Genomic DNA, 25,420 nt, shown 5'->3' with positions numbered 1-25,420 from the left:
GGATCATTACTATTTACCCAAAACTACAACTATTTCTGAAAGTTGTTCAGAAAAACGTTAAACTAAGCCTAAACAGAAATAACAAAAATTCTACCTTTTGTAATTTGACTTCATTAAAATGAACTTTAATTATGCAAAGATTAGGCTTACTATCTGCATTCGTTTTTTGCTCGATGCTTTTTATAACCTGTGGGGCTACACCGGGTTTAACCAATTTGAGCGATACGGTAGAAAAAGATCTTCCTATATATACCTATCTGGATTCAGACGGTAATACCTATGTTATTTCTGCAAATAAGTTAATTTACGATCCTGCATCTGAGGAAAACACCACAGATGGAATAAAAGATCAAGGCTATCATTTAGAATTAAATATTTCTTTAAATGAGTATTCAAAAATAGCTGCTACGTGTAAAAAGCAACTTAATATATCACAAGAAGACTTGCCTGCAGCAAATACAAACTTTGTCATCCCTACGCTCTCTGTGCAAAATTCGAAAAATGAAAGTATAACACTAAGTAAAGAAGGTGTTCAAGACCTGAATTATCTTTTAAAACCATTCTTGAAAGATGAGTAATTCAAAAAATCCCATTGTAAAAAAAGGGCTGCAACTCTTTAACTTTCTTAAAAAAACCTATCAAGCTTGGGATAGTACTGATCCTTTTGCTCGAAGCGCAATCATAGCATATTACACCCTGTTTTCGTTGCCTTCTCTTTTAATGATAATCACTTCAATTGCTAGTTACTTTGTGGGCGCAGAAGCCGTACAAGGGCGTATTCATACAGAAATTGAACGTTTTATCTCAAAAGATGTGGCTCTTGCCATTGAAGATATGATAGGCAACGTAACCTTAGAGAATGACAATTGGATAACCCTAATTATAAGTATTGCCGCATTAATTTATGGGGCAACCGGAGTGTTTTTTCAAATGAAAATCACGATGAATCTTATATGGAATGTCACTGAAAAGAAGCAGAATTTCAAAAGAATGCTCATCAACAGAGCAATCGCTTTTGGGATGGTGTTAGTTTTAGGATTTATGTTACTTGTAGCCTTTGTAGTAACCCTTGGTCTTAACTTACTCACCGAATATCTGGGACAATATGCTCCAGAAATAACAATTGTTTTTGCTGAAATTCTACGCCTATTAATTTCATTCTTATTTATAACAGGGCTTTTTGCCGCTATGTTTAAAATTTTGCCCGATGTAATTATGAGTTACAGGACTACGTTTCTAGGCGCAAGTATTACAGCAGTATTGTTCTTGATAGGCGAAAGCTTACTTGGCTATTACTTTACAAGCAGTAATCCTGCTTCAGTTTATGGTGGTGCTGCGTCTATTGTTTTAATTTTATTATGGGTTAATTATACGTGTCTTATTTTATTTTTTGGTGCTCAGATAACAGTTCAATATGCTTTAATAAAACGGCACAAGATCATCCCTAATAAACACGCAAAACTTGCACATAGTGATGAGATGGCTGCGCTCAATGAAAAAAAAAAGAAGTTAGATCAAGACAGGAGAAACGCTCTTAGGCTTTTAAACAACCCAGAAGAAGCTCCCAAAAAGAAGAAAAAATCTTAATCTTTATATATTTTGATTAGACTCACATATACCGGAAAGTGATCGCTGTAACCTCCGGTATAACTCCCGTTTGCAAAACTCCTAAATGGGTAGCCTTTGTATTGACCACTTGGGGTTTGCAAAAAACGTCTATTAAAAATCCCTGCCTTATAAAATCTAAAGGAAGAATACTCTTTTTCTAACCAGGAAGCACTGAGAATTACCTGATCAAAGAGATTCCAACCATCACGATAAGCAAGTGTTCCTAATCCTTTTTTAGCAAAAGCGTCCATTGGGTTATAGAGGGAGTTATGTTTTATATTTTTTAATCTCGAGGTTGTTTTAAGAACCTTTTTTACGCTGCTATTATTAGGATCATCATTGAGATCGCCCATAGTAATAATTTTTGCATAAGGTTCTTTAGACAAAATGGAGTCGATAATTTTTCTATTTAAAGAAGCCGCAGCTTCTCTTCGGGGTTGAGATCTTGCCTCACCACCACTTCGAGATGGCCAGTGATTTACTAATATATGTATCTTCTCACCTACCAGCATCCCTGTTACAAGCAATTGATCACGGGTATAAATGCGCTTGTTGTTATTCTCAGGATCAAATAAAACTAATTCGTGAGCGCTACTACTTATAACTTGAAAATATTTCTTTTGATATAAAAGACCGGTGTCAATTCCTCTACGATCGGGTGAATCATAATGTATAATTCCATATTCCCACTTTTTTAAAATGGGTTCACTTATGAGATCTTCTAGAACTCTTCGATTTTCAATTTCCGAAACTCCCAGAATAACAGGTGGAACTTTAACCTTATCAGATCCAATTTGAACAATTACCTCAGCCATTTTCTGAAGCTTATCTTGATAAATAGCTACCGTCCATCGATCTTTTCCTTCAGGAGTACGATCATCATCAAATGTAATGGGATCATTTTCTGTATCAAATAGGTTTTCTAGGTTATAAAAACCTATAGTAACCACCTGATAATCATTACTTTTTTGACAAAATATTAAGGTTGTATGCAGCATAAATAATAAAATATGTGCACTTAATCGATTTTTTCGCATAACTCATCTATTATCAGGCGATTAAGTTACATTAAATTATATATTGAAAATATACATACTCACAATAAATCCTATATTTCTCAATTTGCATAAAATTATATTACTCTGTTTATTAGTTATTTGCATTAAAAAAAGTTATTCTCAAGACTATAGAATTACTGGAAGTGTACGAGATGCAAATACTGCTAAATCAATTCCGAATGTCGAGATAAAACTTAGAGGTACTAATCTTCTTACAACAACAAATGCCGAAGGTGTATTTGAGCTTAATGGAATGCTTCCTGAAGGAAAACAGCAATTAATTTTTAGCAAAATTGGGTATCAAACCTTAAATCTTGCTATAACTCTTGAAGGAAACAAACCACTCGATTTATTGTACATCCCTATGAGTGTCGATTTAAAAGAATTAAATAAAGAGCTAGATCGTATTAGTCTTACAGAAAGCGAATTGACCTCAGAAGATGACCAGCAAGATAATATTGTCTCTGGACTTCTTGGTGCCACTAATGATGTATTTAGCAATGCAGCTGCCTATGATTTTAGTGCCACATTTTTTCGTCCAAGAGGTTTAGACAGCAAATACAGTAAAGTCTTAATTAATGGAATAACGTTAAACAAAATAAATACGGGCAGACCTCAATGGGGAAACTGGGGCGGTCTTAATGATGTGATGCGCAACAGAGAGTTTAGTAAAGCTACCGAGCCCAGCGCATACAGCTTTGGAGCCCCGGCCGGAGTTTTGCACTTTAATATGTCGGCGTCAAAATACAGACGAGGAGGAAGAATTTCTTATGCCTATGCTAACCGTACCTATACAGGTAGAGTAATGGCCAGCTATAGTAGCGGCTTAGGATCATCTGGCTGGGCATATACAGTTTTAGCATCAAGAAGATTTGGTAACGAAGGCTCAATAGAAGGGACTTCTTATGATGCTAACTCCGTATTTATAAGTGTTGAAAAGAAACTGAGTGATAAGCATAGTTTAAATTTAGTTGCATTTTATACACCTAATCGTAGAGGTCGCAGTACTGCACTAACTCAAGAGCTTATTGACTTAAAAGGATATACCTATAACCCCAACTGGGGTTTACAAAATGGAAATATCAGAAATTCCCGCCAGCGTGAAATACGAGAACCTATCTTTATTTTAAGTCATAATTTTAAAATATCTGATCAAACAAAACTCAACACTAATTTTGCTTATCAGTCAGGTTTAACAAGAAATTCTAGAATCGATTATACAGGCAGCACCTTAATCACAAGCGATGATAATCAAGAAAGTTTCGTAGGAGGTGCCCGCAATCCGGCTCCTAATTATTATCAGAATCTACCAAGTTATTTTTTACGGTTTGCAAATCCTACAGCTGCAAATTATCAAAACGCCTATTTAGCTCAGCAAGCGTTTGAGAACAACGGTCAGCTCAATTGGGATCAATTATATAAAGCAAATTCATCTGCTGAAAATAGCGGATTAAATCCTATTTATGCTGTGCAAAATGATGTGAATAAGGATGATATTATACGTGTATCGACCCTTTTTGCAAGTTCTTTATCTGAAAATTATAAACTAACTGCAGGTATTTCTGGTTCTTTATTGAAAAGTCAAAATTATGCAGAATTAGATGATCTATTAGGAGGTGATCAGTGGCTAGATATAGATAATTTTGCAGAAGACGATGCTTCAACCGGCGGTAATCTCGCTCAAACTGATTTACGAAATAGGAACAGACTTGTTAAAGCAGGAGAACGATATAAATACAATTTTGAGATAACCTCGACTAAAGCATCTGTATTTTCTCAATTAGAAGCCACTTATAACCATCTTGATTTTTATGCCGCAATACAAGGCGGTTTTGCTAATTATCAACGAAATGGCCTGTATGAAAATGGCTACTACCCTGGCAACCTATCCTTTGGGAAAAGTGACCAGGTCACTTTTAATACGTACGGCCTAAAAGGAGGACTTACCTATAAATTTAATGGTAAACATTTTGCACTTGTAAATGGATCATTACAAAGATTAGAACTTCCTTCAAATACCGTATTTACAAATTCTAGACAAAATAATGCAATACTTGAAGATGCTTCAGCAGAACAAATTATAAGCTTAGATGCCAGCTATATTTATCGCAGCACGTTTTTAAAAGCAAAATTATCTGCTTATTATATTAACTTTTCCGAAGGTAGTGATCTTTCATTTTTTTATACTCAATCCTTACAAAGCAGCCTTATAGAACAGGGTAATGCACTCGTTCAAGAAGTCACAACAAATATCTCAAAAAGAAATATAGGATTAGAGTTTGGTCTGGAATATAAGCTCCTCCCCACACTTACTTTAAAAACAGCTGCAGCAATTGCCGAAAATACGTTCAGAAATAATCCTAATATTTACTACACCACAACCTTGGCAAATGAGCAAATATCATTTGGAAATAACCAAGCCAATCTTAAAAGTTACCACGTTTCCGGAGGGCCTGAGCAAGCTATACAACTGGGTTTTGATTATAGAGACCCAGATTTTTGGTGGCTAGGAGCTAGTATTAATAGGTTTTCAAATGCCTATGTAGATATTAGCCACCTTCGCAGATCTGGAGCATTTGCTACCGATTACGACGGACTTCCATTTAACGATTATGATGTAGAAAACGCCAAAACATTATTACAACAAGAAAAACTAGACTCCTACTATTTATTAAATATCGTAGGCGGGAAATCCTGGTTGATAAACGGCAAATCTATTGGCTTTTTTGCAACTATAAATAATGTCTTAAATACCCGATATAAAACTGGAGGTTTTGAAGATTCTCGTATAGGTGATTATCGCAGCTTAAAAGAGGAGAGCGAGCGAGAGCAGCCCTTATTCGGAAATCGCTATTTCTTAGGTTATGGCGCCACCATTTATGCCAACCTTTATTTACGTTTTTAACTATTAATGCTTTCGCGGAAGCACAAAAATAACCTTATGAAACAACTTATTTATTTTTCGGGTTTAATCTTTATATTTTTAAGTTCTTGTGTAGAATCTGAGTTTGACATACCCGAAGAATCTTCTGTTGATCCAACAATTACAGGTACAGAAGTATCTATAGCCTCGGTTAAAAATGCTCTTACACAAAGCACGGAAGACATTGTAAGTTTTGCAAATACGGATAATTATTTTATTGGTTATGTAATTAGTAGTGATGCTGCCGGTAATTTTTTTAAAGAATTGATACTACAAGATAAACCTGAAAATCCCAGTAGTGGCATCAGCGTTCAGATTAACCAAAATGCAATTTATACTTACTTTGAGCCTGGAAGAAAAATGTATATTCACCTTGATGGATTATCAGTCACTACAGAAAATGGTACGGTACAATTAGGAATCAGAGACGGCAATTCTATTTCAGAAATTCCAACTTCTCTTATTTCAAAGCACTTAACCCGTAGTTCAGAAATTGCTACACTCATACCCCTTCCTATTGCGATTTCCGATTTTTCTGATGTTATAGAAAACTTATTTGTGAGTTTAGCTAATGCACAGTTTAACCGCAATGAAGTTTTAGCTACAGCTGCAAAAACCTTTGCTGGAGAATCCACAGATGAATTTGATGGAATTCGTATTTTAGAAACCTGCAATCCCCCGGGAAGAACACTCGTTAGCACCAGTACTTTTGCCCGCTTTAAATCTGTACAACTGCCATCTGGAAGCGGAAATATTACCGGAATTTTAAGTCGGGATTTTTATGATGATTTTTATATTCTACGTCTTAATACACCTGAGGATATTACGTTTAATCCAGAAATAAGATGCGACCCCGATTTACTGAAATGTGGCATAAGCAAAACAGAGGGAACTAAAATTTTATTCGAAGAAGATTTTAGCGCAGAAAAAAGGAATAAACCCATAGAAGGGAAAGGGTGGACAAATTTTAATGAATACGGAAATCAAGTCTGGGAAGCTTATACCGCGACCGGGACTAATGCCTCACAAGGCGTTTCGGCACGTATAGATTCATATCAATCTGGTGATGCACTTACGCTATGCTGGCTTATCACACCTGCGATCGATTTAGAAACAAATTCTAATGTTAGGATCCGATTTGAAACCAGTAGTAGTTTTGCAGATGGTAGTGATTTAGAAGTGCTTTTTAGTTCAGATTGGGATGGTAATGACGCTTCAATCACTGCAGCAAACTGGCTTGTTCTAGATGATGCATTTATAATACGTGATCAGGATTTTTTTGGTGATTGGTACAGTTCTGGGATTGTAACTATTTCTTGTGAAGCAAATCTTAAAGGTTATATCGCTTTTAAATATACAGGAAGTACCAAGGATGCCTTTGACGGCACATATCAGCTAGATAATATAATGATTACCGCAGATTAACTTCTTAGAAGGGTTTATAAGTTCTATAGTATGTGACCTATAAAGTCTTATTTTTATAGCTACTAACACTGCTTTTATGATACGCCTACTACTTACAACTATCCTAATTCTAAGTTGCCTTAGTTGCACCAGCACTAAAAAAGATCTACAGAATAACAAGAAAGGTTCTCAATTTACTGAGAGTGAACAATTATTGATTGGAGCAAATAATGGCGCAACACCTATGCGCGTGTTTAAAATTACAAATGCCAGTGATTCCTTGTTATTAAGAACGCCAAGCCAGCAAGTCATTGTAGATCCTAATGATCCCGAACTAAAAAATTTAATAGCCAGAATGTATGCTACAGTACGAGATAGTTTGTCTCTAGGCGCAGGAATAGCAGCGCCACAAGTAGGTATTTTAAAAAATATAGCCTGGGTTCAGCGTTTTGATAAAGAGGGTTTTCCTTTTGAGGTAATTATTAATCCTGTAATTAAACAATACTCTAAGAAAAAGCAAGATTGCCCCGAGGGTTGTCTGTCGATACCGGGAAGACGCGACACCCTATCTAGTCGAGCATATGCAATTTTGGTAGAATATGACAAGCCAGATGCAACTCACGAAATAGAAATGGTAGAAGATTTTACAGCTGTAGTTTTTCAGCACGAGATAGATCATTTAAACGGCATTCTCTATTTAGACCATTTAAAACAGGAAATCAAAGATGCTCAAGGTCTAAAAACTCTAGATAATCTAAAGAATTAAACTATTTTTGCGGTCATGGCTTTATCAAATAACGACGTTTTTAAAAAATTAAGAGTAGCGCTTAAACTACGTGATGATGATATCGTAAAGATATGTGCACTGGTAGATTTTGCGGTAACTAAAAGTGAATTGGGTGCTATATTTAGAAGTGAAGATCACCCTAAATATGTAGAGTGTGGAGATCAATTTCTCCGGAATTTTCTAAATGGCCTCGTTATTCATATGCGTGGACCTATGCCTCCAAAAAAAGCAAAAACTACTGATTCTTCTAAAAAATCTACGCCAAATAAGCGTTCTCCGAAAAAGGACTAAAAGCTGCTGTTTCCTGACTTAAAAATTACATAAACCGGAAAATGATCACTGGGACCACCCAGATAATGATCACCGGCATATGTGCGCAATGGATTCCCTTTATATTTCCCTTCTGCTTCTGCTAAATAAGCCGGATTAAAAATCGCAGATTTTTCATATTTTAAAGGATTTTCATATGCTTTCATCCAGTTGGGTGATAAAATTATTTGATCAAATAGATACCAATCTCCTCGGTGAGTTAATGAACCCGCATAACGTGTAAGTAAAAAAACCATTGGGTTATATAAATCTGTAGAAACTAGATTTTCTCGCACTGCAATACTCTGAGGGTCATCGTTAAAATCACCCATAATTAGAATACGCGCATCAGTATCTTTGCTCTGGATCTCCTTAATGATTTCGCGATTTCTTTTTGCAGCCAGAATACGTTTTGGGTTTGATTCTTCGACACCTTCTCTTCTCGAGGGCCAATGATTTACTAATACGTAAACCGGTATCCCATCAATTGTTCCATTTACATAAAGAATATCTCTTGTAAAATCCCGAGCTCCTTCAGCATTTTTCAAGTGTAAAGAATAGCTTCTAGACTCTAATACGCTAAACCGTTCTTTGTTGAATAATAAGGCTGTATCTATGCCTCGCTCGTCTGGTGAGTTATGGTGTACATAGTCATAATTGAGATTTTTTAAAGCGACAGTGCCGATAAGATCATTTAAAACTTTCTTATTTTCAACTTCAGCTACCCCCAATAAGATGGGAGATATGCCAGTTTCTTCTTTTCCTATTTCAGCAATTATAGTTGATAAATCGGCTAATTTTTTATCATAGCGCGTATTGTTCCATTTCAAATCACCTGTTGATGTAAAATCATCATCAAAAATGTTAGGATCGTTTTGTGTATCAAAAAGATTCTCGAGATTATAAAAACCAATGGCAAATTTATTAGGCATTATGTTATGATTTTGGTAGGCTCAATTTAAGAAAAGCTTAGCGTCTAAATCGTTATCTTTACAGCTTACTTAATTTTATGATTGAAGAGAATACTATAGAATACGAGAAAACCGTCTTAATCGGTGTTATCACCCAGTATCAGGACGAAGAAAAGTCTGCTGAATATCTTGATGAGCTCGAATTTTTATCATACACCGCCGGTGGTGAGGTGCTCAAGCGCTTTACTCAGAAAATGGAATCTCCTAACCCTAAAACATTTTTAGGAACAGGGAAGATGGAAGAAGTGCGGGCTTATGTAGAGCAGTATGAAGTAGGTACAGCAATTTTTGATGATGAACTAAGCCCTGCTCAGCAAAAAAACATTGAGAAAATATTAAAATGTAAGGTTGTAGATCGTACAAATCTTATACTCGATATTTTTGCACAACGAGCACAAACCAGCTATGCTCGCACACAAGTAGAACTTGCCCAATATGAATATTTATTGCCACGCCTTGCAGGTATGTGGACTCACCTTGAGCGTCAACGTGGTGGAATAGGTATGCGTGGTCCCGGTGAGACAGAAATTGAGACCGATAGACGTATTGTACGTGATCGTATCTCTTTACTGAAAAAGAAATTAGAAAAAATAGATCGTCAACAAGCGGTACAACGTGGTAATCGCGGGGCGCTGGTTCGTGTAGCTTTAGTAGGTTATACCAATGTAGGGAAATCTACATTGATGAATGTAATTAGCAAGAGTGAAGTATTTGCCGAAAACAAACTTTTTGCAACACTTGATACGACTGTGCGCAAAGTTGTCATTCGTAATCTTCCTTTCCTGCTTAGTGATACAGTAGGATTTATAAGAAAGTTACCTACACAGCTTGTTGAGTCGTTTAAAAGCACACTCGATGAGGTGCGAGAAGCTGATTTACTTCTACATATCGTAGATATTTCGCATCCACAATTTGAAGATCATATCGCATCTGTAAATCAAATTATGGATGAAATAGGCGGCTCTGACAAGCCTATGCTTATGGTCTTTAATAAAATTGATGCCTATACGCATAAAACAATCGACGACGATGATCTGGTTACAGAGCGTACCGAAGAACATTTTACTTTAGAGGAGTGGGAACGCACCTGGATGTCTCGAGCAGATGGGGACGCCATATTCATTTCGGCTTTAAATAAGGATAATATGGAGGCTTTTAAGAAAAAGGTATATGAGCGTGTGCGAGAAATACACATTACACGTTTTCCTTATAATAGTTTTTTATATCCGGAATATGATCAATATACCGGAAATGAAGATGAAGAAGAATAAATTGATAAGTGGAATTTATAAGAAACAAAAAATCCGATACTTGCGTATCGGATTTTTGTATTTTATATCAACTTCTAATCTAAAATGAATACGTTAGACCCAGTATATAGTAGGATTGTAATTGGCTATCAATACTATCAAAAGTAGGTGTCGCTCCCGGTATTAATAACGCCTCATTTTCTGCTATAGCATTTTCTAGGTTTTCTTGCTTATTGCCTCTAAGGCCTACTTCAAAACCAACACCTATATTATTGAATAATTTATAGCTGAAAGAATTTATCCACGTGAAGTTTGAATAATCGCTACTCTTGTAGCTTTGAAAAGCAGAGAGGTTAGATTTAAATGCGATTTTGCCTATTTGGCGGGTATAATCTGCAACTATCTTAGCTCCTAATGAAGACTCATAGATACTTTCACCATCGCTAAATACAAAATTGTAGTTAATAGGGTGAACAACTACGGTAAGATTAGTAACAGGTGTCCACGTCATACCAAGACCTAAGTCTAAATAGCCAGGATCATTAAAATTATCAAGTATCGTTGTGCGGTACTCACCAAGTGTAGATACAGCTAGTTTCTCGCTCAATTTATAGCCATATAGCGAGGTGATATTAAAAACATCTGTAGCATTACGGAAACTATCATCATCTTCAGGATCGTCGCGGTCATCAAACTTTACCCATCCTAAATTTAAGTTTAATGCGTTACGCCAGAAATATTTTTCTTCTTTCTTATTGGCAAATGCGTTTACAGTTATAGCTGCGTTTGCAGATGACACATTAGGCGTACCTTGTGAATACCAGCTACTGAAACGACTGAAATTTGCACCTACTGTACCAAATGCACCAAATTTCCAACCGGGCATATTATCAATCTGCGCTTGCAAGGCACTAACCTCTTTTTGAAGTTTTGCGATTTCGGCTTTTTTAGGAGCCATTTCTACTTTTAGCTCTTCTTCTGTCTTTTCTTGAGCTTGCACCAACCCAAAGCTACTGACAGCCAGTAGCATAAAAATAATTTTTCTCATCATTTAAAATTGTTGTTTTAAGCAGCAAAGATACAGCACGCATAAAACATGGGCAGTCTGCAATCTTAAAAGTTTGGAAAATGGTTTTATCGAGCTTTATAAAGCGGTACAGAAGAGCACGCCTCACCAAACATGAGGTTCTTTACTACGGACTGTAATTTTTGGGTAAGAAGTAAGTAAGCATTTTGAGGAACCGGCTTGTTAGAACAGCCTTTTATAATTACATACTGCTCTTTATATTTTGAGCTGTCAATTTTATAAATTTCTTCAGTATATAAAACGGTTTCCAGATCTGATAATGATCCAACAACTACTCGCTTAGCGACAGGCTGTAAATAAGTAGAAACAAGCATAAATGCCCAGGCTGGTACAATCGCATCTGTGCTACAAAAAAGGGCTACATAACTATCTTGATAAACAGACCAATTGTGGTTTTTTAAGCTTTCGCGAAAATCTTTTTCACGTAAAATAAAACCTTCAGTCAGCCACTGGGAAATATCAATAACATCACGTTTACCCGGAAGATAAAGATCTTCCAGATTAAACGTAATAAGTTTACTGTTAGCAACTCTGTTTACTATTTCTTCCATTGAGAAATTGAAATTTTAAAGCAATCCTAATTCTAGCTTAGCCTCATCGCTCATAAGATCTTGAGTCCAAGGCGGATCAAAAGTAATTTCAACTTCGCAATCCTTAACCATATCAATAGTTTTTACCTTCTCCTCTACTTCAACCGGCAGCGTTTCAGCTACAGGACAGTTAGGAGTGGTTAATGTCATTAGGATTTTAGTTTCATAATCCTCATTAACAAAAACATCATAGATAAGTCCTAGTTCATAGATATCAACTGGAATCTCAGGATCGTATATTGTTTTTAAAACACGAACGACTTTCTCTCCAAGTTCTTTTGTGTCTATTTCTTTTGTATCGCTCATAGTCTTTTACTTAGAATTTGCCTTAGCTTGATAAGCTATAGCATATAATTTAATTTGTTTAATCATACTCACCAATCCATTTGCACGAGTAGGTGAAAGATGCTCTTTCAAACCTATTTTATCTATAAAAGAGGTATCTGCATCTAATATTTCTTGTGGGGGTTGATTTGAAAATGAGCGTATTAAAATAGCTATAATACCTTTAGTAATTATGGCATCGCTATCTGCTGTAAATTCTATTTTATCATCATTAAGATCTGCATGCACCCACACTTTGCTTTGACAACCCTTTATAATATATTCTTCTGTTTTGTACTTTTCATCTATTAATGGTAAAGATTTACCCAGTTCTATCATATACTCATAGCGCTGCATCCAGTCATCAAACATCTCAAATTCTTCAACAATTTCTTGTTGTATTTCTTGTATACTACTCATATATATTAATCGTCTTTTGCCGTCAATATCAATTTATTTTCAGCAGTGTAAAAGCTTAAAATGCCTTTTTTAATTCTATAATTTTCAGCTTTTAAAAGAGCTTGAAAAAAATTATATTCTATTGACGTTCCTTCCGGACACATCATTTTAGTCGCCATAGCAGGAGAAAACTTAATATTTTCTGCACTTACTACGTACGTTGCACTGTACGAGTTGCAAACGCCTGTTCCATTTATTTGTCCCTTTTCAGGGTTGAAGTTTATTGAAATTTCTTTATCTGCCACAGAATCTTTCCCTATGGTATTTACTATAAATTTCCCTTTAGGACCCTCTATTTTTCTGTTTGAAGATTTACATGAACTAAAACCTATAATGATCAAAAGTAAAAAAGCTGCTGTTGTTTTCATATTTAAAATTTTTATGAAATTACTAGTAATCATTTATATAGGTACCAAATGTAAGGTTAAAATTAACTCAACATTTCTTTGGCTCTAATAACCGCAGCAACAAAAGTATCTATCTCTTCAAATGTGTTATAGAATGAAAATGAAGCTCTTACTGTACCGGGAATTTTGTAAAAATCCATTATAGGTTGCGCACAATGATGTCCCGTACGTACAGCAATTCCTAATTTATCAAGTATTGTTCCCATATCGTAGGGATGTATACCATTGATATTAAAAGAAACTACAGCAGTTTTATCTTTAGATTCCCCATAAATACGCAGGCCTTCTATTTCTTGAAGCTTTGAAGTAGCGTATTCTAATAATTGGTGTTCGTACTTCGCTATAGCATCAAATCCTATTTCATTCATGTAATCTAAGGCAGCACCAAAAGCAATACCACCACAAATATTAGGAGTTCCTGCCTCAAATTTATGTGGCAATCCCGCATAGGTAGTTTTCTCGAAAGTAACCTGATCTATCATCTCTCCGCCACCTTGATAGGGAGGCAATAATTTTAATAAATCTTCTTTACCGTATAACATACCCACACCTGTAGGTCCGCAAATTTTATGAGCCGAAACTACATAAAAATCTACATCCAGCTCCTGTACATCTGCTTTAATATGCGGAGCAGCTTGCGCCCCATCTACTAGTACCACTGCCCCTTTCTGATGTGCTTTTGTTATTATTTCAGCAATAGGATTTATAGTTCCCAATGCATTACTCACGTGATTTACAAAAACAACTTTAAGTTTATCAGATAGTAATGTGTCAAAAGCTTCCATATCTAAGGTGCCTGTTTCTAGCATAGGAATAACCTTGAGCTTTGCTCCGGTTTTTTCGCACAGCATTTGCCAAGGAACTATATTAGAGTGGTGTTCTAGAGCAGATACCAGTACTTCATCACCTTCTTTTAATATAGATGCATACCCCGAAGCTACCATATTTATTCCGTGAGTGGTGCCCGCGGTAAATAGTGTCTGATACGCATTAGGAATATTAAAATGCTTCTGAATTTTTATACGTGCCTGCTCATAGGCATCTGTAGCTTCTTGAGACAAAGAGTGTACACCTCTGTGTATATTAGCATTATAATTTGAGTAATAATCAACAATAGCGTCAATCACCTGCTTAGGTGTTTGCGAAGTTGCCGCATTATCAAAATACACTAATGGATACCCATTGATTTTCCTATCAAGAATAGGAAAGTCTTTGCGTATTTTTTCTATGTTGAATGTAGTCGTTGCGGTAGCAGAAGCCATAAGCATTTCTTGTTTTCTATTCCCAAGTACTAATTATCCTAAGGAACATTTTCAATTAAATTTTAAAGCTATTTTAAGTTCCAGATTACGTTAGTTAAAAACGCAATGTGTGTAACTACACGTCAAAACCTAAATTCACCTCTAATTTATTGGCTATTAATTTTGTAATTCGAGCTTTAAGCTGAGGGATTTTAACACTCTCTAATACATTATTTGCAAATGCATACATTAGCAGTGCACGTCCCTCTTTTACACCAATTCCTCTTGCACGCATATAAAATAATGCGTCTTCATCTAGTTGACCTATAGTACATCCGTGAGAACAACGCACATCATCTGCAAAAATCTCTAATTGTGGCTTAGAATTAATCGAAGCTTTATCACTTACAAGAATATTATTATTAGACTGGTACGCATTAATTTTTTGAGCAATACTATCTACCACAACCTTACCGTTAAATACTCCGGTAGCATTATCATCAAAGATACCTTTGTAATCTTGATGACTTTCACAATTAGGTTGCTTGTGATGCACTAATGTATTGTGATCTACGTGCTGCTTGTCCTCTATAATAGTAACTCCTTTTAAAATAGAGTTGTTATGCTCTCCATTCTGGTAGAAATTCAGATTGTTACGTGTTAATTTTCCGCCGAAAGAAAATGTATGCACAGATACTTCACTAGAATCTTGTTGATCTATATGTGTATTATCTATTAAAGATGCATTCTCTTTATCGTTCTGAATTTTATAATAATCAACCATTGCACGCTTACCAGCATAAATTTCGGTAACGCTATTTGTAAAGACTGCATTTCCATTTAAGCTCTGGTGACGCTCGATTATTTGTACTTCTGCATTTTCTTCTGCAACAATTAAATTACGAGGCTGAAGCATTAAGTTAGCTTCACTTCCTGTTGAGAAGTGTAAAATCTGGATGGGTTTATTTACGGCCTTTCCTTTAGGAACATAAATGTATGCTCCTTCTTTAGCAAATGCAGTATTTAAAGAAGTCAAACTATCTTGAGGTGCTATTTTATTAAAATAAACATCAATAACCGCTTTATATCTAGGCTTTGTAAGCGCTGCACTCAGCAAACAAACATCTACACCATCATGAGTAGTTTCAGACAAGTAAGAACTATAAACACCATCTATAAAGACAATTTTATACGTGTCAAGATCGTGTATAAAATATTTCTTCACATCTTTAAACTCAATAGTATCCTCTTGTTTAGAGACTAAACTGAAATCCTGCTTAATAATACTATTGAGTGAAGTATATTTCCAATCTTCCTGTTTTTTAGAAGGGAAACCTTTTTCTTCAAATACCTTTATAGCTTCATCTTTAATATCGTGAAGGCTATTATCTAAATCAAGATGCTCCTGAGATGTTAAGTAAGAAGAAAGTAATTTATCTTTAAGATTCATAATCGTTCAATTTTCAATGTTAATAATTATCTCGTTTATTGATAATTATTATCCTGCAGCTAATTCTGCCTTCACCCAGTCGTATCCTTTTTCTTCTAATTCTAAAGCAAGTTCTTTACCTCCAGACTTCACTATCTTACCATCAACAAGCACGTGAACAAAATCTGGTACGATATAATCTAATAATCTTTGGTAATGCGTAATAACAATTACTGCGTTGTCTTTACTTCTTAATTTATTAACGCCATTAGAAACAATGCGCAATGCATCAATATCAAGACCAGAATCGGTCTCATCGAGGATTGCTAATTTTGGCTCTAACATCGCCATTTGAAAGATTTCATTTCTCTTTTTCTCACCACCAGAAAAACCTTCGTTTAAAGATCTTGATAAGAACTTACGGTCTATTTCAAGAAGTTCAGATTTTTCTTTAATCATTTTAAGCATATCGCTAGCCGGCATATCTTCTAGACCTTTAGCTTTACGTGTTTGATTAATTGCTGTCTTGATAAAGTTTGTTACAGAAACTCCAGGTATTTCTACAGGATACTGAAATGAAAGAAACACTCCTTTATGCGCACGAACTTCGGCATCTAAGTCTAAGATAGACTCATCTTCAAATAATACATCTCCAGCACTTACCTCATATTCCTCTTTACCCGCTATCACAGAAGACAACGTACTTTTACCAGAGCCGTTAGGGCCCATAATAGCATGTACTTCTCCCGCATTAACTTTCAGATTTATTCCTTTAAGAATATCTTTTCCTTCTATACCTGCACTTAGGTTTTTAATTTCTAACATAATCTCAGTTCTATTAGTTGCTCGCAGCAACCGTACTTTAATTTCTTAATTATTACCTAGTTTAAATCTTTACAATCACTTCAAACTAGCATTTTAAAATACTGAATCTACTTGTTCAGTAATAACTATTATTTACAGCATTAGGAGTACTATCTCCATAAAATCACGCCAATAGTGCTATTCTGTATTATCCTACAGAACCTTCTAATGAAATTTCCAAAAGCTTTTGAGCCTCTACAGCAAACTCCATCGGAAGTTTATTTAGCACTTCTTTACTAAAGCCATTTACAATTAAAGCAATAGCTTTTTCTGTATCTATACCACGCTGATTACAATAGAAAATTTGATCTTCTCCAATTTTACTAGTCGTTGCCTCGTGTTCTATTTTAGCAGATTTGTTTTTTGCTTCGATATAAGGGAAGGTATGCGCACCACATTTATTACCCATTAAAAGCGAATCGCACTGAGAGAAATTACGCGCATTCTCTGCTCGGTTATTAATCTGTACTAAGCCACGGTAACTATTTTGTGAATTACCGGCAGAAATACCTTTAGATATAATCGTACTCTTAGTGTTCTTACCTAAGTGAATCATTTTTGTACCCGTATCTGCTTGCTGAAAATTGTTTGTTACAGCAATGGAGTAAAATTCACCAATAGAATTATCACCCTTTAATACACAACTTGGATATTTCCAAGTTACAGCACTACCTGTTTCTACTTGTGTCCACGAAATTTTTGCATTTTTCTCACAAAGACCTCGTTTTGTCACAAAATTGTAAACTCCACCTTTTCCTTCTGCATTACCAGGATACCAGTTTTGTACAGTAGAATATTTAATTTCTGCGTCGTCAAGTGCAATTAGCTCAACAACTGCAGCGTGCAATTGATTCTCGTCTCTTGATGGCGCTGTACACCCTTCAAGATAACTTACATAGCTACCCGCATCAGCAACAACAAGTGTACGCTCAAATTGACCGGTATTTGCTTGATTAATTCTAAAGTAAGTAGAAAGTTCCATAGGACATTTTACCCCTTTTGGAATGTAGCAAAAAGAACCATCACTAAACACAGCACTATTTAATGCAGCATAAAAGTTATCCTTTTGAGGAACCACTGTTCCTAAATACTTTTTCACTAATTCCGGATGCTCCTTAATTGCTTCAGAAATTGGGCAAAAAATAATACCTTTTTCGGCAAGGGTTTTCTTGAATGTTGTTGCAACAGATACAGAATCCATTACAATATCAACAGCAACTCCTGCTAATTTCTTTTGCTCATCTATAGAGATACCTAAACGCTTAAACGTATCAAGTAATTCTGGATCTACTTCATCAAGGCTATCAAACTTCGGCTTTTTTGAAGGCGCAGAGTAGTATGATATACTTTGAAAATTTGGTTTTTCATAGTGCACATTTGCCCACTCCGGCTCTTCCATTGTTTGCCAATGTCTAAACGCCTCTAATCGCCAGTTCGTCATCCACTCCGGCTCTTCTTTCTTCAGAGAAATTGCCCGTACTATATCTTCATTTAATCCAATAGGAAATGTTTCAGACTCAATGTCTGTATAAAACCCGTACTTGTATTCTTTGGTGGCTAATTCCTTTTCTAAATCGTCTTCTGTATATGCCATATAATCTTTATAACCTGTTTTAAAAACAGCTATTTAAAATTCCTTTTAAAGTGAAAAACTTTCACCACAACCGCAGGTACGCTGCGCATTAGGATTATTAAAAACAAATCCCTTCCCATTAAGACCTCCGCTATATTCCAGAACCGTCCCTATGAGGTATAAAAAACTCTTTTTATCTACAATAAGCTTGATGTTATTGTCTTCAAACAACTTATCTTCTTCTGCTAAGCTTTTATCAAACTTTAATTCATATGATAAACCCGAGCATCCGCCGCTTTTCACACCTACTCTAACATAGTCAACACCAGCGTCATAACCCTCCTCATTCATTAAGGTGGCTATTTTCTTTTTAGCATCTTCACTTACTTTAATCATATCCTTCTAAATTAGTGCAAATATACCATTTAAGTAGGGTTTTACCATACATCCTTACATTAAACTATACTATGGTTGTATAGCTTCTATATATAGTAAAATAACTACTTATCAGTTCTACTTATTGATAGCGTATTCTAAAATTCAATACAGTTTTAGAACCTCCTTATTCTTTTAATTTTATTAATTATTAATCGTCTGAATTATAAAATTACAACCTTCCTAATTTTATAAAAAACAATAATCTATTCTTCTAATTTTCCTTTTGATATATTCAAACTAACTTTGCTGAAAAATAATAACAGTTATGTTTGACAATAAAGATCAATCCCGTACATCTCTAAGTGAACTTGGTGAATTTGGTTTAATAAATCATTTGACCAAAGATTTTGCTGTAAAACAATCCAGCACAGTAAAAAGTATAGGTGATGATGCTGCCGTGATTGATACAAAGGGAAAACAGCTTGTTATATCTACAGACTTACTTATTGAAGGTGTTCATTTTGACTTAAGCTTTATGCCGCTCAAGCATTTAGGTTACAAATCTGTGATGGTAAATCTTTCAGATATTTATGCAATGAATGCTGAGGCCACTCAAATTACTGTTTCTATCGCAGTTTCAAACAGATTTCCATTAGAGGCTCTTGAAGAATTGTATGCCGGCATTGAACTTGCTTGCGCAATTTACAATGTAGATCTTGTGGGTGGTGATACTACTTCAAGCACAAAGGGTCTGCTCATAAGTGTTACTGCTCTGGGTCTTGCAGATGCCGATCAAATTACAGGAAGAGATGGTGCAAAAGATGGTGATTTACTGGTTGTTTCTGGAGACTTAGGTGCTTCGTATATGGGACTTCAAATTCTTGAGAGAGAAAAACAAGTTCATAAAGTAAATCCTAATTCGCAACCTGATCTAGAACCCTATTCTTATTTGATCGAGCGCCAATTAAAACCAGAAGCGCGCCGAGATATCATCGACCTACTTAAAAAGATTGAGATTAAACCCACTTCGATGATAGACATTAGCGATGGGCTTTCTTCAGAAATTATTCATTTATGTAAAAACTCAAAAACTGGTGTTCGTCTTTATGAAGATAAAATTCCATTAGATCCACAAATGATCAATGTTTGTGAGGAATTTAAAATAGACAGTACAACTGTTGCTCTTAGTGGTGGTGAAGATTATGAATTATTGTTCACTATTGCTCAAACTGACTATGAAAAAATAAAGGGGAATCCTAATTTTACTGTTATCGGTCATATCACCCCAGAGGGAGATGGTATGAATCTTATTACACGAGCTAACACATCTATACCTATTGTAGCGCGCGGTTGGAATGCATTAAGTAATGAAACTGAAGATTAAGCGGCTTGCCGCTCCTGCTTAATTATATAAAACTTCTCCATAACTTCATTAATACGTTTTAATTTTGGAGTAAGTGGCTGTATTTCACCATTATCATCTGTAGTGAATTCTCTTTGACAATGTAGGCATTGATATTCTTGTTGTTCCGTTTTATAGGACTTAGACACTTGATATTTATGTCCAAAGACACGACACATTAAACTTTTAAAGAAACTCATAGCGGACGGGGTAGCATTCATAAATTACATTTGAAATTCATACGCTGAATTTAACAAAATATTGTATAAATCATCAACTCCCTTTAATTTTTACAGCATTCTGAATTATAGATCAGTCTGTTACAGAAATTTTAAAAGAAGTGGCTTAAACTGAAAATTTTCTAATACTCCCCGTTAAAAGTTTAGAAATATATTTTCTAACGCCTGCCGATTTTCTAAATGAAGCATATGCCCACCGGTCATAATGTGAATATCTATAGAACTGGAATCAAACTTTTCTAACAAATCATCCGCGTTTATTAATGTGTCGCTCGCTCCTAAAATAATTTGTTTTCTAAACACGCCTTGCATAAACATTGTAGTATAATCTTTGCGAGCAGCCATTCCTTTTTGACAGGCAATATAACTCTCTGGGGATGTCGTAAGTGCTACTTCTTTGGTCTTAGCTATCTCATCCCTAAGTTCTTCTCGAAGGTTTTTTGTAAAAAGATTTACAACAGACATCGATATTAGCGCTTCATAATTACTACGCGCCACTTTGATACCGTGTTTTCTTAATTTTTTTCGCGCCTCGGTATCTGCTTCTGGAGTAGAATTGAGTAATACAATTCCCCATACATTTTTCGGAAATAAATCTGCATAAGCCAGAGCCACATATCCTCCCATAGAATGACCTATAAAGTTCACACTCTTGACACCTAAACTTTTTAAAGTGTCGTGAACAGCTCTCGCCATATCTAGCATTGTATTTTCTGTATGCAGTAACTCACTTTTACCATGCCCCGGCAAATCTACTGCTATCACGCGGTACTTATTTGCCAGTAAATGTATAAACGGATTCCAGATGGATTTATCCTCTAGAAATCCGTGCAATAAACACAGAACTTCTCCTTCACCGTTTTCTGAATAATTTAGCGGCTTAACATTAATAGTTGGTGTCATTTTATTTTATCTTTCGCCCCCGAAAGATACGTTGCATATGAGATTTACCAAAGAGACCGCAATTACTTCATTTGCATTATTTTCTCTGTTTTTTGGTGCCGGAAATTTAATTATCCCCCCTTACTTAGGATACACAGCTGGCAACGAATGGTTTCTAACCAGCTTAGGTTTTGCTTTATCGGCAGTAATTATTCCGATTTTAGGAATATTTGCTCACGCACGTTTACAAGGTACTTTACTTGATTTCGGGAAAAAAGTACATCCTGTCTTTAGTCTGGTTTTCAGTATCATCGTGTATCTCATTGCCGTTACACTACCGGGACCACGCACCGCTTCAGTTACTTATGAAATAGGCTTACAACCCTACTTTGATATAACTTCTTTAACGTCAAGTAGTATTTACTTTGGACTTGTTTTATTATTTGTACTTAACAGATCAAAAATCATTGATGTACTCGGAAAATATTTAACTCCGTTACTTCTCCTAATTTTAGCAACAATTATAGGAGTAGCTATTTTTGCCGAGTTACCCACTCCAAAGGGGTCTATAAATGACACCGCTTTATTTACAGGGATTATAGAAGGTTATCAGACTTTTGATGCTATTGGAGCAATCGTAATCGGAGCGATTTTAGTAGTTTCATTGAACTTAAAAAATCAAGAATCTCCCGAAATAAACAAAAAAGTACTTTATAGAGCTGGAATTTTTGCAGGGATTGGGTTATCTCTTATCTATTTTGGTCTTATCTATGTAGGCGCATTATTCAGCACATTTGTAGAGACATCTTCTCGTACAGATTTACTTTCTATTCTAAGTTATGAAACTCTTGGAAAAGGCGGAAGAATTCTACTTTCGGTTTTAATAAGTCTGGCCTGCTTTACAACAGCTATAGGTATTGTTGCCGGAACAGCAGATTTTGTAAAAGGCTTGTTTAAAGGATCTCAAGCCGCTTATTTAATCACTGCCTTTTCAGCAAGTATATTAGGAATTATAATAGGTCAAACGGGCGTTGCCTACATTATAGGTGTTGCAGTACCCGCTTTAAATTTTATATATCCACTGGTAATTGTATTGATCATACTCAATATTTTTCCACCTAAAATGGTTTCTCCGTTTATCTTTCGTACCGTTGCCATTGCCACCTTTCTTTTTAGTATTCCAGATTTTTTAATTAGTTTGAATCTTCTTACTCTGGAAGCTGCACACGACAACCTCCCTTTTATTAATTATGGAATTAGCTGGGTTATACCTACATTGATTATTTTTGTACTTGCGAAAATTATCGAACCCCTAATTTTCAAGAAGGATTCATCTGAGACCGAAAACTGATGGCAAAGAAAGGCACTCCAAAAAACGGAAAAAATAAAGCAAAGCACACCATGCTACTCAAACGCAAAAAAGACAAGCTGCGTGATGAAAAGGAAACACGTGCTCAAAAATTAAAGGCTATTTTAAGATCTACCCAGGATAACAACTAAAGCCGTTTTAAATTTTTACTAAAATCAGCGTGGTATATTTTAATTACTAGATATTTACCAGTATGAAAGCTGAACCTACATTAATTTGCATTCCAGATATTAGTGGTTTTACGCAGTTTATGCGTGAGGCAAATTTTGAACTTACTTCACAAATTATCCCCGCCCTACTTAACGAGATTATTTACTCAAACACTATTGATTTAAAGGTTTCTGAAATTGAAGGTGATGCTGTACTGTTTTTTAGAAGTGGTGAATTACCCAATCTTAATGATCTGGTAGATCAATGCATTCGCTTTTACCTTGACTTTTATGAACGGATGGATCTTCTTTACAAAAAGCACAAAAAAACAGAAGACGCAGCTAGTATTCCTGAAATTCTCGGTTTAAAAATCATATTGCATTATGGAGAAGAGATTGCAATGGTTCCTATAGGAAATAGAATTAAGCTTATGGGTGAAGATGTTATAACAGCTCATAGACTTTTAAAAAACACCATCAAAACAGATGAGTATTTGCTGATATCTGACCAGCTTTTGAAAAATTACAATAAACAAGAGTTTATAGAAAAATGCAATTGGAGTGCGTTACACAATGAGGCCATAGACGTTGAACACTTGGGGACAATTAAATATCATTATATAGATTTATTACCGCTAAAAGATTCTAATGCACGTAATCTATAGAAAGAATTAATAATTCTCTTACTTCATTACCCAATTGTAATTTAGCTATATCACCTACTTTTTTACCTGTAAGTACTCTAGCTATAGGAGCTGTAAAAGCAATTTTATTCTTTTTTACATCAGCCTCGTCTACACCTACAATACACAGCACATTTGTGAGGTTGTTTATTTTATAGCGTACTGTAGCTCCAAAACGCACTTCGCTCTCATCGATGTCATCAATTACACGTGCGCTGAGAATACGCTCATTAAGCAATTGTAATCTTCCCACCAGAATTGCTTTAGAACGTCTTTGCTCACGATCGTCTGCCTCATTAAGATTTGAGATTTCGGTAAGTAATTGTTTCTTTTCGTCCTTTAATTTTTGCAGTCCATTTTGTGTCACATAATTAAGAACACCTTCAGGCAATGCTGCCCGAGGCGGAATTATTGGCGCTTCTTCCTGATCATCTTCTTTTACAAATCCTCTGCTCATACTTATTTCTATTCTGAATAATGTAGGTATAAAATATATAAACCATCTATAATAAAAACATAAAATGCGATACCCAAATAAAAATGCCAAGCAAAATATTCAATGATTTTTCAACCATTTATCAATCATTATCGAATTGATAAGCAATAATAAAAAACTATTAAAAGAGATACGTAACAACCTTATTGAATACAAAAAGAAAGCCGAAGAAAATGACACAAAGAATCAAGATCTGTAAGTAAAATTTAAAATCATTTGCCTTCACTTTTCTGTGTTTTGATTAATAATAAGTTGAAATTCTAGTAATTATACACCTAACGTACTTCTATATGAGTTAGTCGTTCATATACCAAATTCTGTAGTGCTTTGAACTCTCTAAAATGATTCAGAAACTGATTACGCTGCATATCTTGCTCGTGATTCCAATCTGGATTATAGACCTGCGAACCGTAATCTTTTTCTTTTTGTAATCTTTGTTCTTGTCTAAACAGCGTGGCTAGAAACAGTGTGTTTTTCCGTCTAAAAGCTAAAAGATTATAATTGAGTGAGCTGTTTTTTATAAGTCTCTTTTCAATTTGTGTTAGTTGATTTATCTCGAGTGTGATCTGCTCGAGTTGCATCATCCAGAAATTGAGCTCTTTAATATCTTTATTAAAAAGTTGAATTGTAAAATAGTGATCTTGTGATTTGTTCATTATTAAAATTCCCGAATCTTATTTCAATCCTGATTGAATATTCCCTGAAGGTTTAAGGGAAACATTGACAACGTTTAAAGTATTAAAAACGTTGCATTTAAGTTTTGAGCATTGCTCTATATGGTAATTAAACAACCGTCTCAATTGTTCATGTTGACGCTGGTAATAGATCTCACAATCCATATCATCACATTCTCTGTTATCTTGTACTTGATTTACATATTTGTAATAAATACTAAGCTGTGAACGTGTTTCATTTCTTTTGTCAATGACTTTCTGCAGCAAAGCAGAATCTGTTGTATTTGCATAACTCATCCACTTTGTGAAAGCATCAAGCTCTTGATGTAAAGCTTCTAAAACTTTAATCCAGGTTTGTAATTCTGCGTGAGTATTTTTCTGAAATAGATCAAACTCATTGTCATGATTGTAAGCACTTGTATTCATACTATTCTCGTTTGATTTGTTTAATATAAAACACCGCTATCTATGGCATCATCATACTGAAGAACCTTCTTAATACATATTTTTTCAAAACCATTATTAAAATCACCTTCAATTCTATCTCCTTCAGAGCACCCTATAAGTGCAGCTCCTAGTGAAGACATCACAGAAATTCTTTTTCTTAAAAGATCATTTTTTGCAGGAGGTACAATAAAGAATTCTTGTGTACCTGTATCACTATCTATAGTGACTTTACTATTAAACCGAACCACATCTGCGGGGATTTCTGTATCCTCGCAGATCATGGCCAGTTGTAATTCTTCATTCAATTTATTAATCGAATTGCGTATGATAGGATCGTCTAAATGATAGGAGATGTTCATAATACGTTTTAAAAGAACGTATTCTTTCTTCTCTAAAATTAAGCTTCCGTATTTCACA

29 protein-coding genes are annotated in these 25,420 nt (G+C 35.1%); 11 read left to right on the top strand and 18 right to left on the bottom strand.

Annotated elements, in window-relative coordinates; translation table 11 throughout:
* Positions 1 to 131 precede the first annotated feature (131 nt).
* Positions 132 to 578 carry a hypothetical protein gene (locus ABVM53_RS08235; RefSeq protein ID WP_405324975.1) on the top strand — a complete coding sequence of 149 codons (447 nt, stop codon included), beginning with the start codon at positions 132 to 134 and terminating at the stop codon, positions 576 to 578.
* Complete coding sequence (locus ABVM53_RS08230; protein ID WP_405324972.1) at positions 571 to 1,587, top strand: YihY/virulence factor BrkB family protein; 1,017 nt, start codon at positions 571 to 573, stop codon at positions 1,585 to 1,587. The genes ABVM53_RS08235 and ABVM53_RS08230 overlap by 8 nt, the downstream gene beginning before the upstream one ends.
* Here the strand turns inward: ABVM53_RS08230 and ABVM53_RS08225 are convergent.
* Positions 1,584 to 2,645, bottom strand: a complete 1,062-nt coding sequence (locus tag ABVM53_RS08225; protein ID WP_405324969.1) for an endonuclease/exonuclease/phosphatase family protein — start codon at positions 2,643 to 2,645, stop codon at positions 1,584 to 1,586. The two genes, ABVM53_RS08230 and ABVM53_RS08225, sit on opposite strands and share 4 nt — an antisense overlap.
* A gap of 43 nt (positions 2,646 to 2,688) precedes the next feature.
* Here ABVM53_RS08225 and ABVM53_RS08220 point away from each other — a divergent pair, with 43 nt between their 5' ends.
* The 4 genes from ABVM53_RS08220 (at position 2,689) to ABVM53_RS08205 (ending at position 8,071) form a co-directional block, all read left to right on the top strand.
* Positions 2,689 to 5,571 carry a carboxypeptidase-like regulatory domain-containing protein gene (locus tag ABVM53_RS08220; RefSeq protein WP_405324966.1) on the top strand — a complete coding sequence of 961 codons (2,883 nt, stop codon included), beginning with the start codon at positions 2,689 to 2,691 and terminating at the stop codon, positions 5,569 to 5,571.
* A gap of 36 nt (positions 5,572 to 5,607) precedes the next feature.
* Entirely contained in the window at positions 5,608 to 7,014 is a 1,407-nt protein-coding gene (locus tag ABVM53_RS08215; protein WP_405324963.1) for a DUF5689 domain-containing protein, read from the top strand.
* A 76-nt stretch (positions 7,015 to 7,090) separates the two neighbouring features.
* A complete protein-coding gene (locus ABVM53_RS08210; protein WP_405324960.1) occupies positions 7,091 to 7,759 on the top strand; it encodes a peptide deformylase in 669 nt (222 codons plus the stop codon).
* A 15-nt stretch (positions 7,760 to 7,774) separates the two neighbouring features.
* Positions 7,775 to 8,071: a DUF1456 family protein gene (locus ABVM53_RS08205; RefSeq protein ID WP_128756300.1), complete on the top strand. Its 297-nt coding sequence runs from the start codon at positions 7,775 to 7,777 to the stop codon at positions 8,069 to 8,071.
* Here the strand turns inward: ABVM53_RS08205 and ABVM53_RS08200 are convergent.
* The gene (locus ABVM53_RS08200) at positions 8,068 to 9,021 is read right to left on the bottom strand and encodes an endonuclease/exonuclease/phosphatase family protein (RefSeq protein WP_405324957.1); all 954 of its coding nucleotides are present in this window, start codon (positions 9,019 to 9,021) and stop codon (positions 8,068 to 8,070) included. The two genes, ABVM53_RS08205 and ABVM53_RS08200, sit on opposite strands and share 4 nt — an antisense overlap.
* A gap of 77 nt (positions 9,022 to 9,098) precedes the next feature.
* Between ABVM53_RS08200 and hflX the strand changes: the two genes are divergently transcribed.
* Entirely contained in the window at positions 9,099 to 10,331 is a 1,233-nt protein-coding gene (gene hflX, locus ABVM53_RS08195) for a GTPase HflX (RefSeq protein ID WP_405324955.1), read from the top strand.
* A gap of 79 nt (positions 10,332 to 10,410) precedes the next feature.
* Here the strand turns inward: hflX and ABVM53_RS08190 are convergent, their stop codons facing one another.
* The 10 genes from ABVM53_RS08190 to ABVM53_RS08145 form a co-directional block, all read right to left on the bottom strand.
* A complete protein-coding gene (locus ABVM53_RS08190) occupies positions 10,411 to 11,358 on the bottom strand; it encodes a DUF3078 domain-containing protein (protein ID WP_405324952.1) in 948 nt (315 codons plus the stop codon).
* A gap of 86 nt (positions 11,359 to 11,444) precedes the next feature.
* Positions 11,445 to 11,948: a DUF2480 family protein gene (locus ABVM53_RS08185; RefSeq protein WP_128756297.1), complete on the bottom strand. Its 504-nt coding sequence runs from the start codon at positions 11,946 to 11,948 to the stop codon at positions 11,445 to 11,447.
* 15 nt (positions 11,949 to 11,963) lie between these two features.
* A complete protein-coding gene (locus tag ABVM53_RS08180; protein ID WP_028377354.1) occupies positions 11,964 to 12,293 on the bottom strand; it encodes a DUF59 domain-containing protein in 330 nt (109 codons plus the stop codon).
* A gap of 6 nt (positions 12,294 to 12,299) precedes the next feature.
* Complete coding sequence (locus ABVM53_RS08175) at positions 12,300 to 12,731, bottom strand: SufE family protein (RefSeq protein WP_128756296.1); 432 nt, start codon at positions 12,729 to 12,731, stop codon at positions 12,300 to 12,302.
* Between the two features lie 5 nt (positions 12,732 to 12,736).
* On the bottom strand, positions 12,737 to 13,138 hold the full coding sequence (locus tag ABVM53_RS08170) for an META domain-containing protein (protein WP_164916278.1): 402 nt from the start codon (positions 13,136 to 13,138) through the stop codon (positions 12,737 to 12,739).
* A 62-nt stretch (positions 13,139 to 13,200) separates the two neighbouring features.
* On the bottom strand, positions 13,201 to 14,439 hold the full coding sequence (locus ABVM53_RS08165; RefSeq protein WP_405324947.1) for an aminotransferase class V-fold PLP-dependent enzyme: 1,239 nt from the start codon (positions 14,437 to 14,439) through the stop codon (positions 13,201 to 13,203).
* A gap of 115 nt (positions 14,440 to 14,554) precedes the next feature.
* Positions 14,555 to 15,868, bottom strand: coding sequence for a Fe-S cluster assembly protein SufD (gene sufD, locus ABVM53_RS08160; protein WP_371455230.1), 1,314 nt, complete (start codon positions 15,866 to 15,868; stop codon positions 14,555 to 14,557).
* A 48-nt stretch (positions 15,869 to 15,916) separates the two neighbouring features.
* The gene (sufC, locus tag ABVM53_RS08155) at positions 15,917 to 16,672 is read right to left on the bottom strand and encodes a Fe-S cluster assembly ATPase SufC (RefSeq protein WP_371455231.1); all 756 of its coding nucleotides are present in this window, start codon (positions 16,670 to 16,672) and stop codon (positions 15,917 to 15,919) included.
* Positions 16,673 to 16,859: 187 nt separating this feature from the next.
* Positions 16,860 to 18,305, bottom strand: coding sequence for a Fe-S cluster assembly protein SufB (gene sufB, locus ABVM53_RS08150; RefSeq protein ID WP_128756291.1), 1,446 nt, complete (start codon positions 18,303 to 18,305; stop codon positions 16,860 to 16,862).
* Positions 18,306 to 18,350: 45 nt separating this feature from the next.
* The gene (locus ABVM53_RS08145) at positions 18,351 to 18,680 is read right to left on the bottom strand and encodes an iron-sulfur cluster assembly accessory protein (RefSeq protein WP_128756290.1); all 330 of its coding nucleotides are present in this window, start codon (positions 18,678 to 18,680) and stop codon (positions 18,351 to 18,353) included.
* Positions 18,681 to 18,987: 307 nt separating this feature from the next.
* Between ABVM53_RS08145 and thiL the strand changes: the two genes are divergently transcribed.
* Positions 18,988 to 20,046, top strand: coding sequence for a thiamine-phosphate kinase (gene thiL, locus ABVM53_RS08140; protein WP_128756289.1), 1,059 nt, complete (start codon positions 18,988 to 18,990; stop codon positions 20,044 to 20,046).
* Here the strand turns inward: thiL and ABVM53_RS08135 are convergent.
* On the bottom strand, positions 20,043 to 20,285 hold the full coding sequence (locus ABVM53_RS08135; protein ID WP_405324942.1) for a DUF1660 family phage protein: 243 nt from the start codon (positions 20,283 to 20,285) through the stop codon (positions 20,043 to 20,045). The two genes, thiL and ABVM53_RS08135, sit on opposite strands and share 4 nt — an antisense overlap.
* 153 nt (positions 20,286 to 20,438) lie before the next feature.
* Positions 20,439 to 21,206, bottom strand: a complete 768-nt coding sequence (locus ABVM53_RS08130; RefSeq protein WP_405324939.1) for an alpha/beta fold hydrolase — start codon at positions 21,204 to 21,206, stop codon at positions 20,439 to 20,441.
* Positions 21,207 to 21,243: 37 nt separating this feature from the next.
* Here ABVM53_RS08130 and brnQ point away from each other — a divergent pair, with 37 nt between their 5' ends.
* The 3 genes from brnQ (at position 21,244) to ABVM53_RS08115 (ending at position 23,368) form a co-directional block, all read left to right on the top strand.
* Positions 21,244 to 22,536: a branched-chain amino acid transport system II carrier protein gene (gene brnQ / locus ABVM53_RS08125; RefSeq protein ID WP_405324937.1), complete on the top strand. Its 1,293-nt coding sequence runs from the start codon at positions 21,244 to 21,246 to the stop codon at positions 22,534 to 22,536.
* A complete protein-coding gene (locus ABVM53_RS08120; protein ID WP_405324934.1) occupies positions 22,536 to 22,685 on the top strand; it encodes a hypothetical protein in 150 nt (49 codons plus the stop codon). The genes brnQ and ABVM53_RS08120 overlap by 1 nt, the downstream gene beginning before the upstream one ends.
* 62 nt (positions 22,686 to 22,747) lie before the next feature.
* On the top strand, positions 22,748 to 23,368 hold the full coding sequence (locus ABVM53_RS08115; RefSeq protein WP_371455236.1) for a DUF2652 domain-containing protein: 621 nt from the start codon (positions 22,748 to 22,750) through the stop codon (positions 23,366 to 23,368).
* Here the strand turns inward: ABVM53_RS08115 and ABVM53_RS08110 are convergent.
* The 4 genes from ABVM53_RS08110 to ABVM53_RS08095 all read right to left on the bottom strand — a co-directional run bounded on the left by ABVM53_RS08110 (position 23,349) and on the right by ABVM53_RS08095 (position 25,419).
* The gene (locus tag ABVM53_RS08110; protein WP_405324930.1) at positions 23,349 to 23,843 is read right to left on the bottom strand and encodes a GreA/GreB family elongation factor; all 495 of its coding nucleotides are present in this window, start codon (positions 23,841 to 23,843) and stop codon (positions 23,349 to 23,351) included. The two genes, ABVM53_RS08115 and ABVM53_RS08110, sit on opposite strands and share 20 nt — an antisense overlap.
* A 314-nt stretch (positions 23,844 to 24,157) precedes the next feature.
* Positions 24,158 to 24,538, bottom strand: a complete 381-nt coding sequence (locus ABVM53_RS08105; protein WP_371455238.1) for a hypothetical protein — start codon at positions 24,536 to 24,538, stop codon at positions 24,158 to 24,160.
* An 18-nt stretch (positions 24,539 to 24,556) separates the two neighbouring features.
* Positions 24,557 to 24,982 (bottom strand): hypothetical protein, encoded by a 426-nt coding sequence (locus ABVM53_RS08100; RefSeq protein ID WP_371455239.1) that lies wholly within the window; start codon positions 24,980 to 24,982, stop codon positions 24,557 to 24,559.
* A gap of 20 nt (positions 24,983 to 25,002) precedes the next feature.
* Positions 25,003 to 25,419: a GreA/GreB family elongation factor gene (locus tag ABVM53_RS08095; RefSeq protein WP_128756281.1), complete on the bottom strand. Its 417-nt coding sequence runs from the start codon at positions 25,417 to 25,419 to the stop codon at positions 25,003 to 25,005.
* Position 25,420 lies beyond the last annotated feature (1 nt).

Origin of the sequence: Leeuwenhoekiella sp. LLG6367-2.1, from assembly GCF_045055775.1 — a bacterium.
GTDB lineage: Bacteria > Bacteroidota > Bacteroidia > Flavobacteriales > Flavobacteriaceae > Leeuwenhoekiella > Leeuwenhoekiella aequorea.
This window is presented reverse-complemented; position numbering and strand designations above follow the sequence as displayed.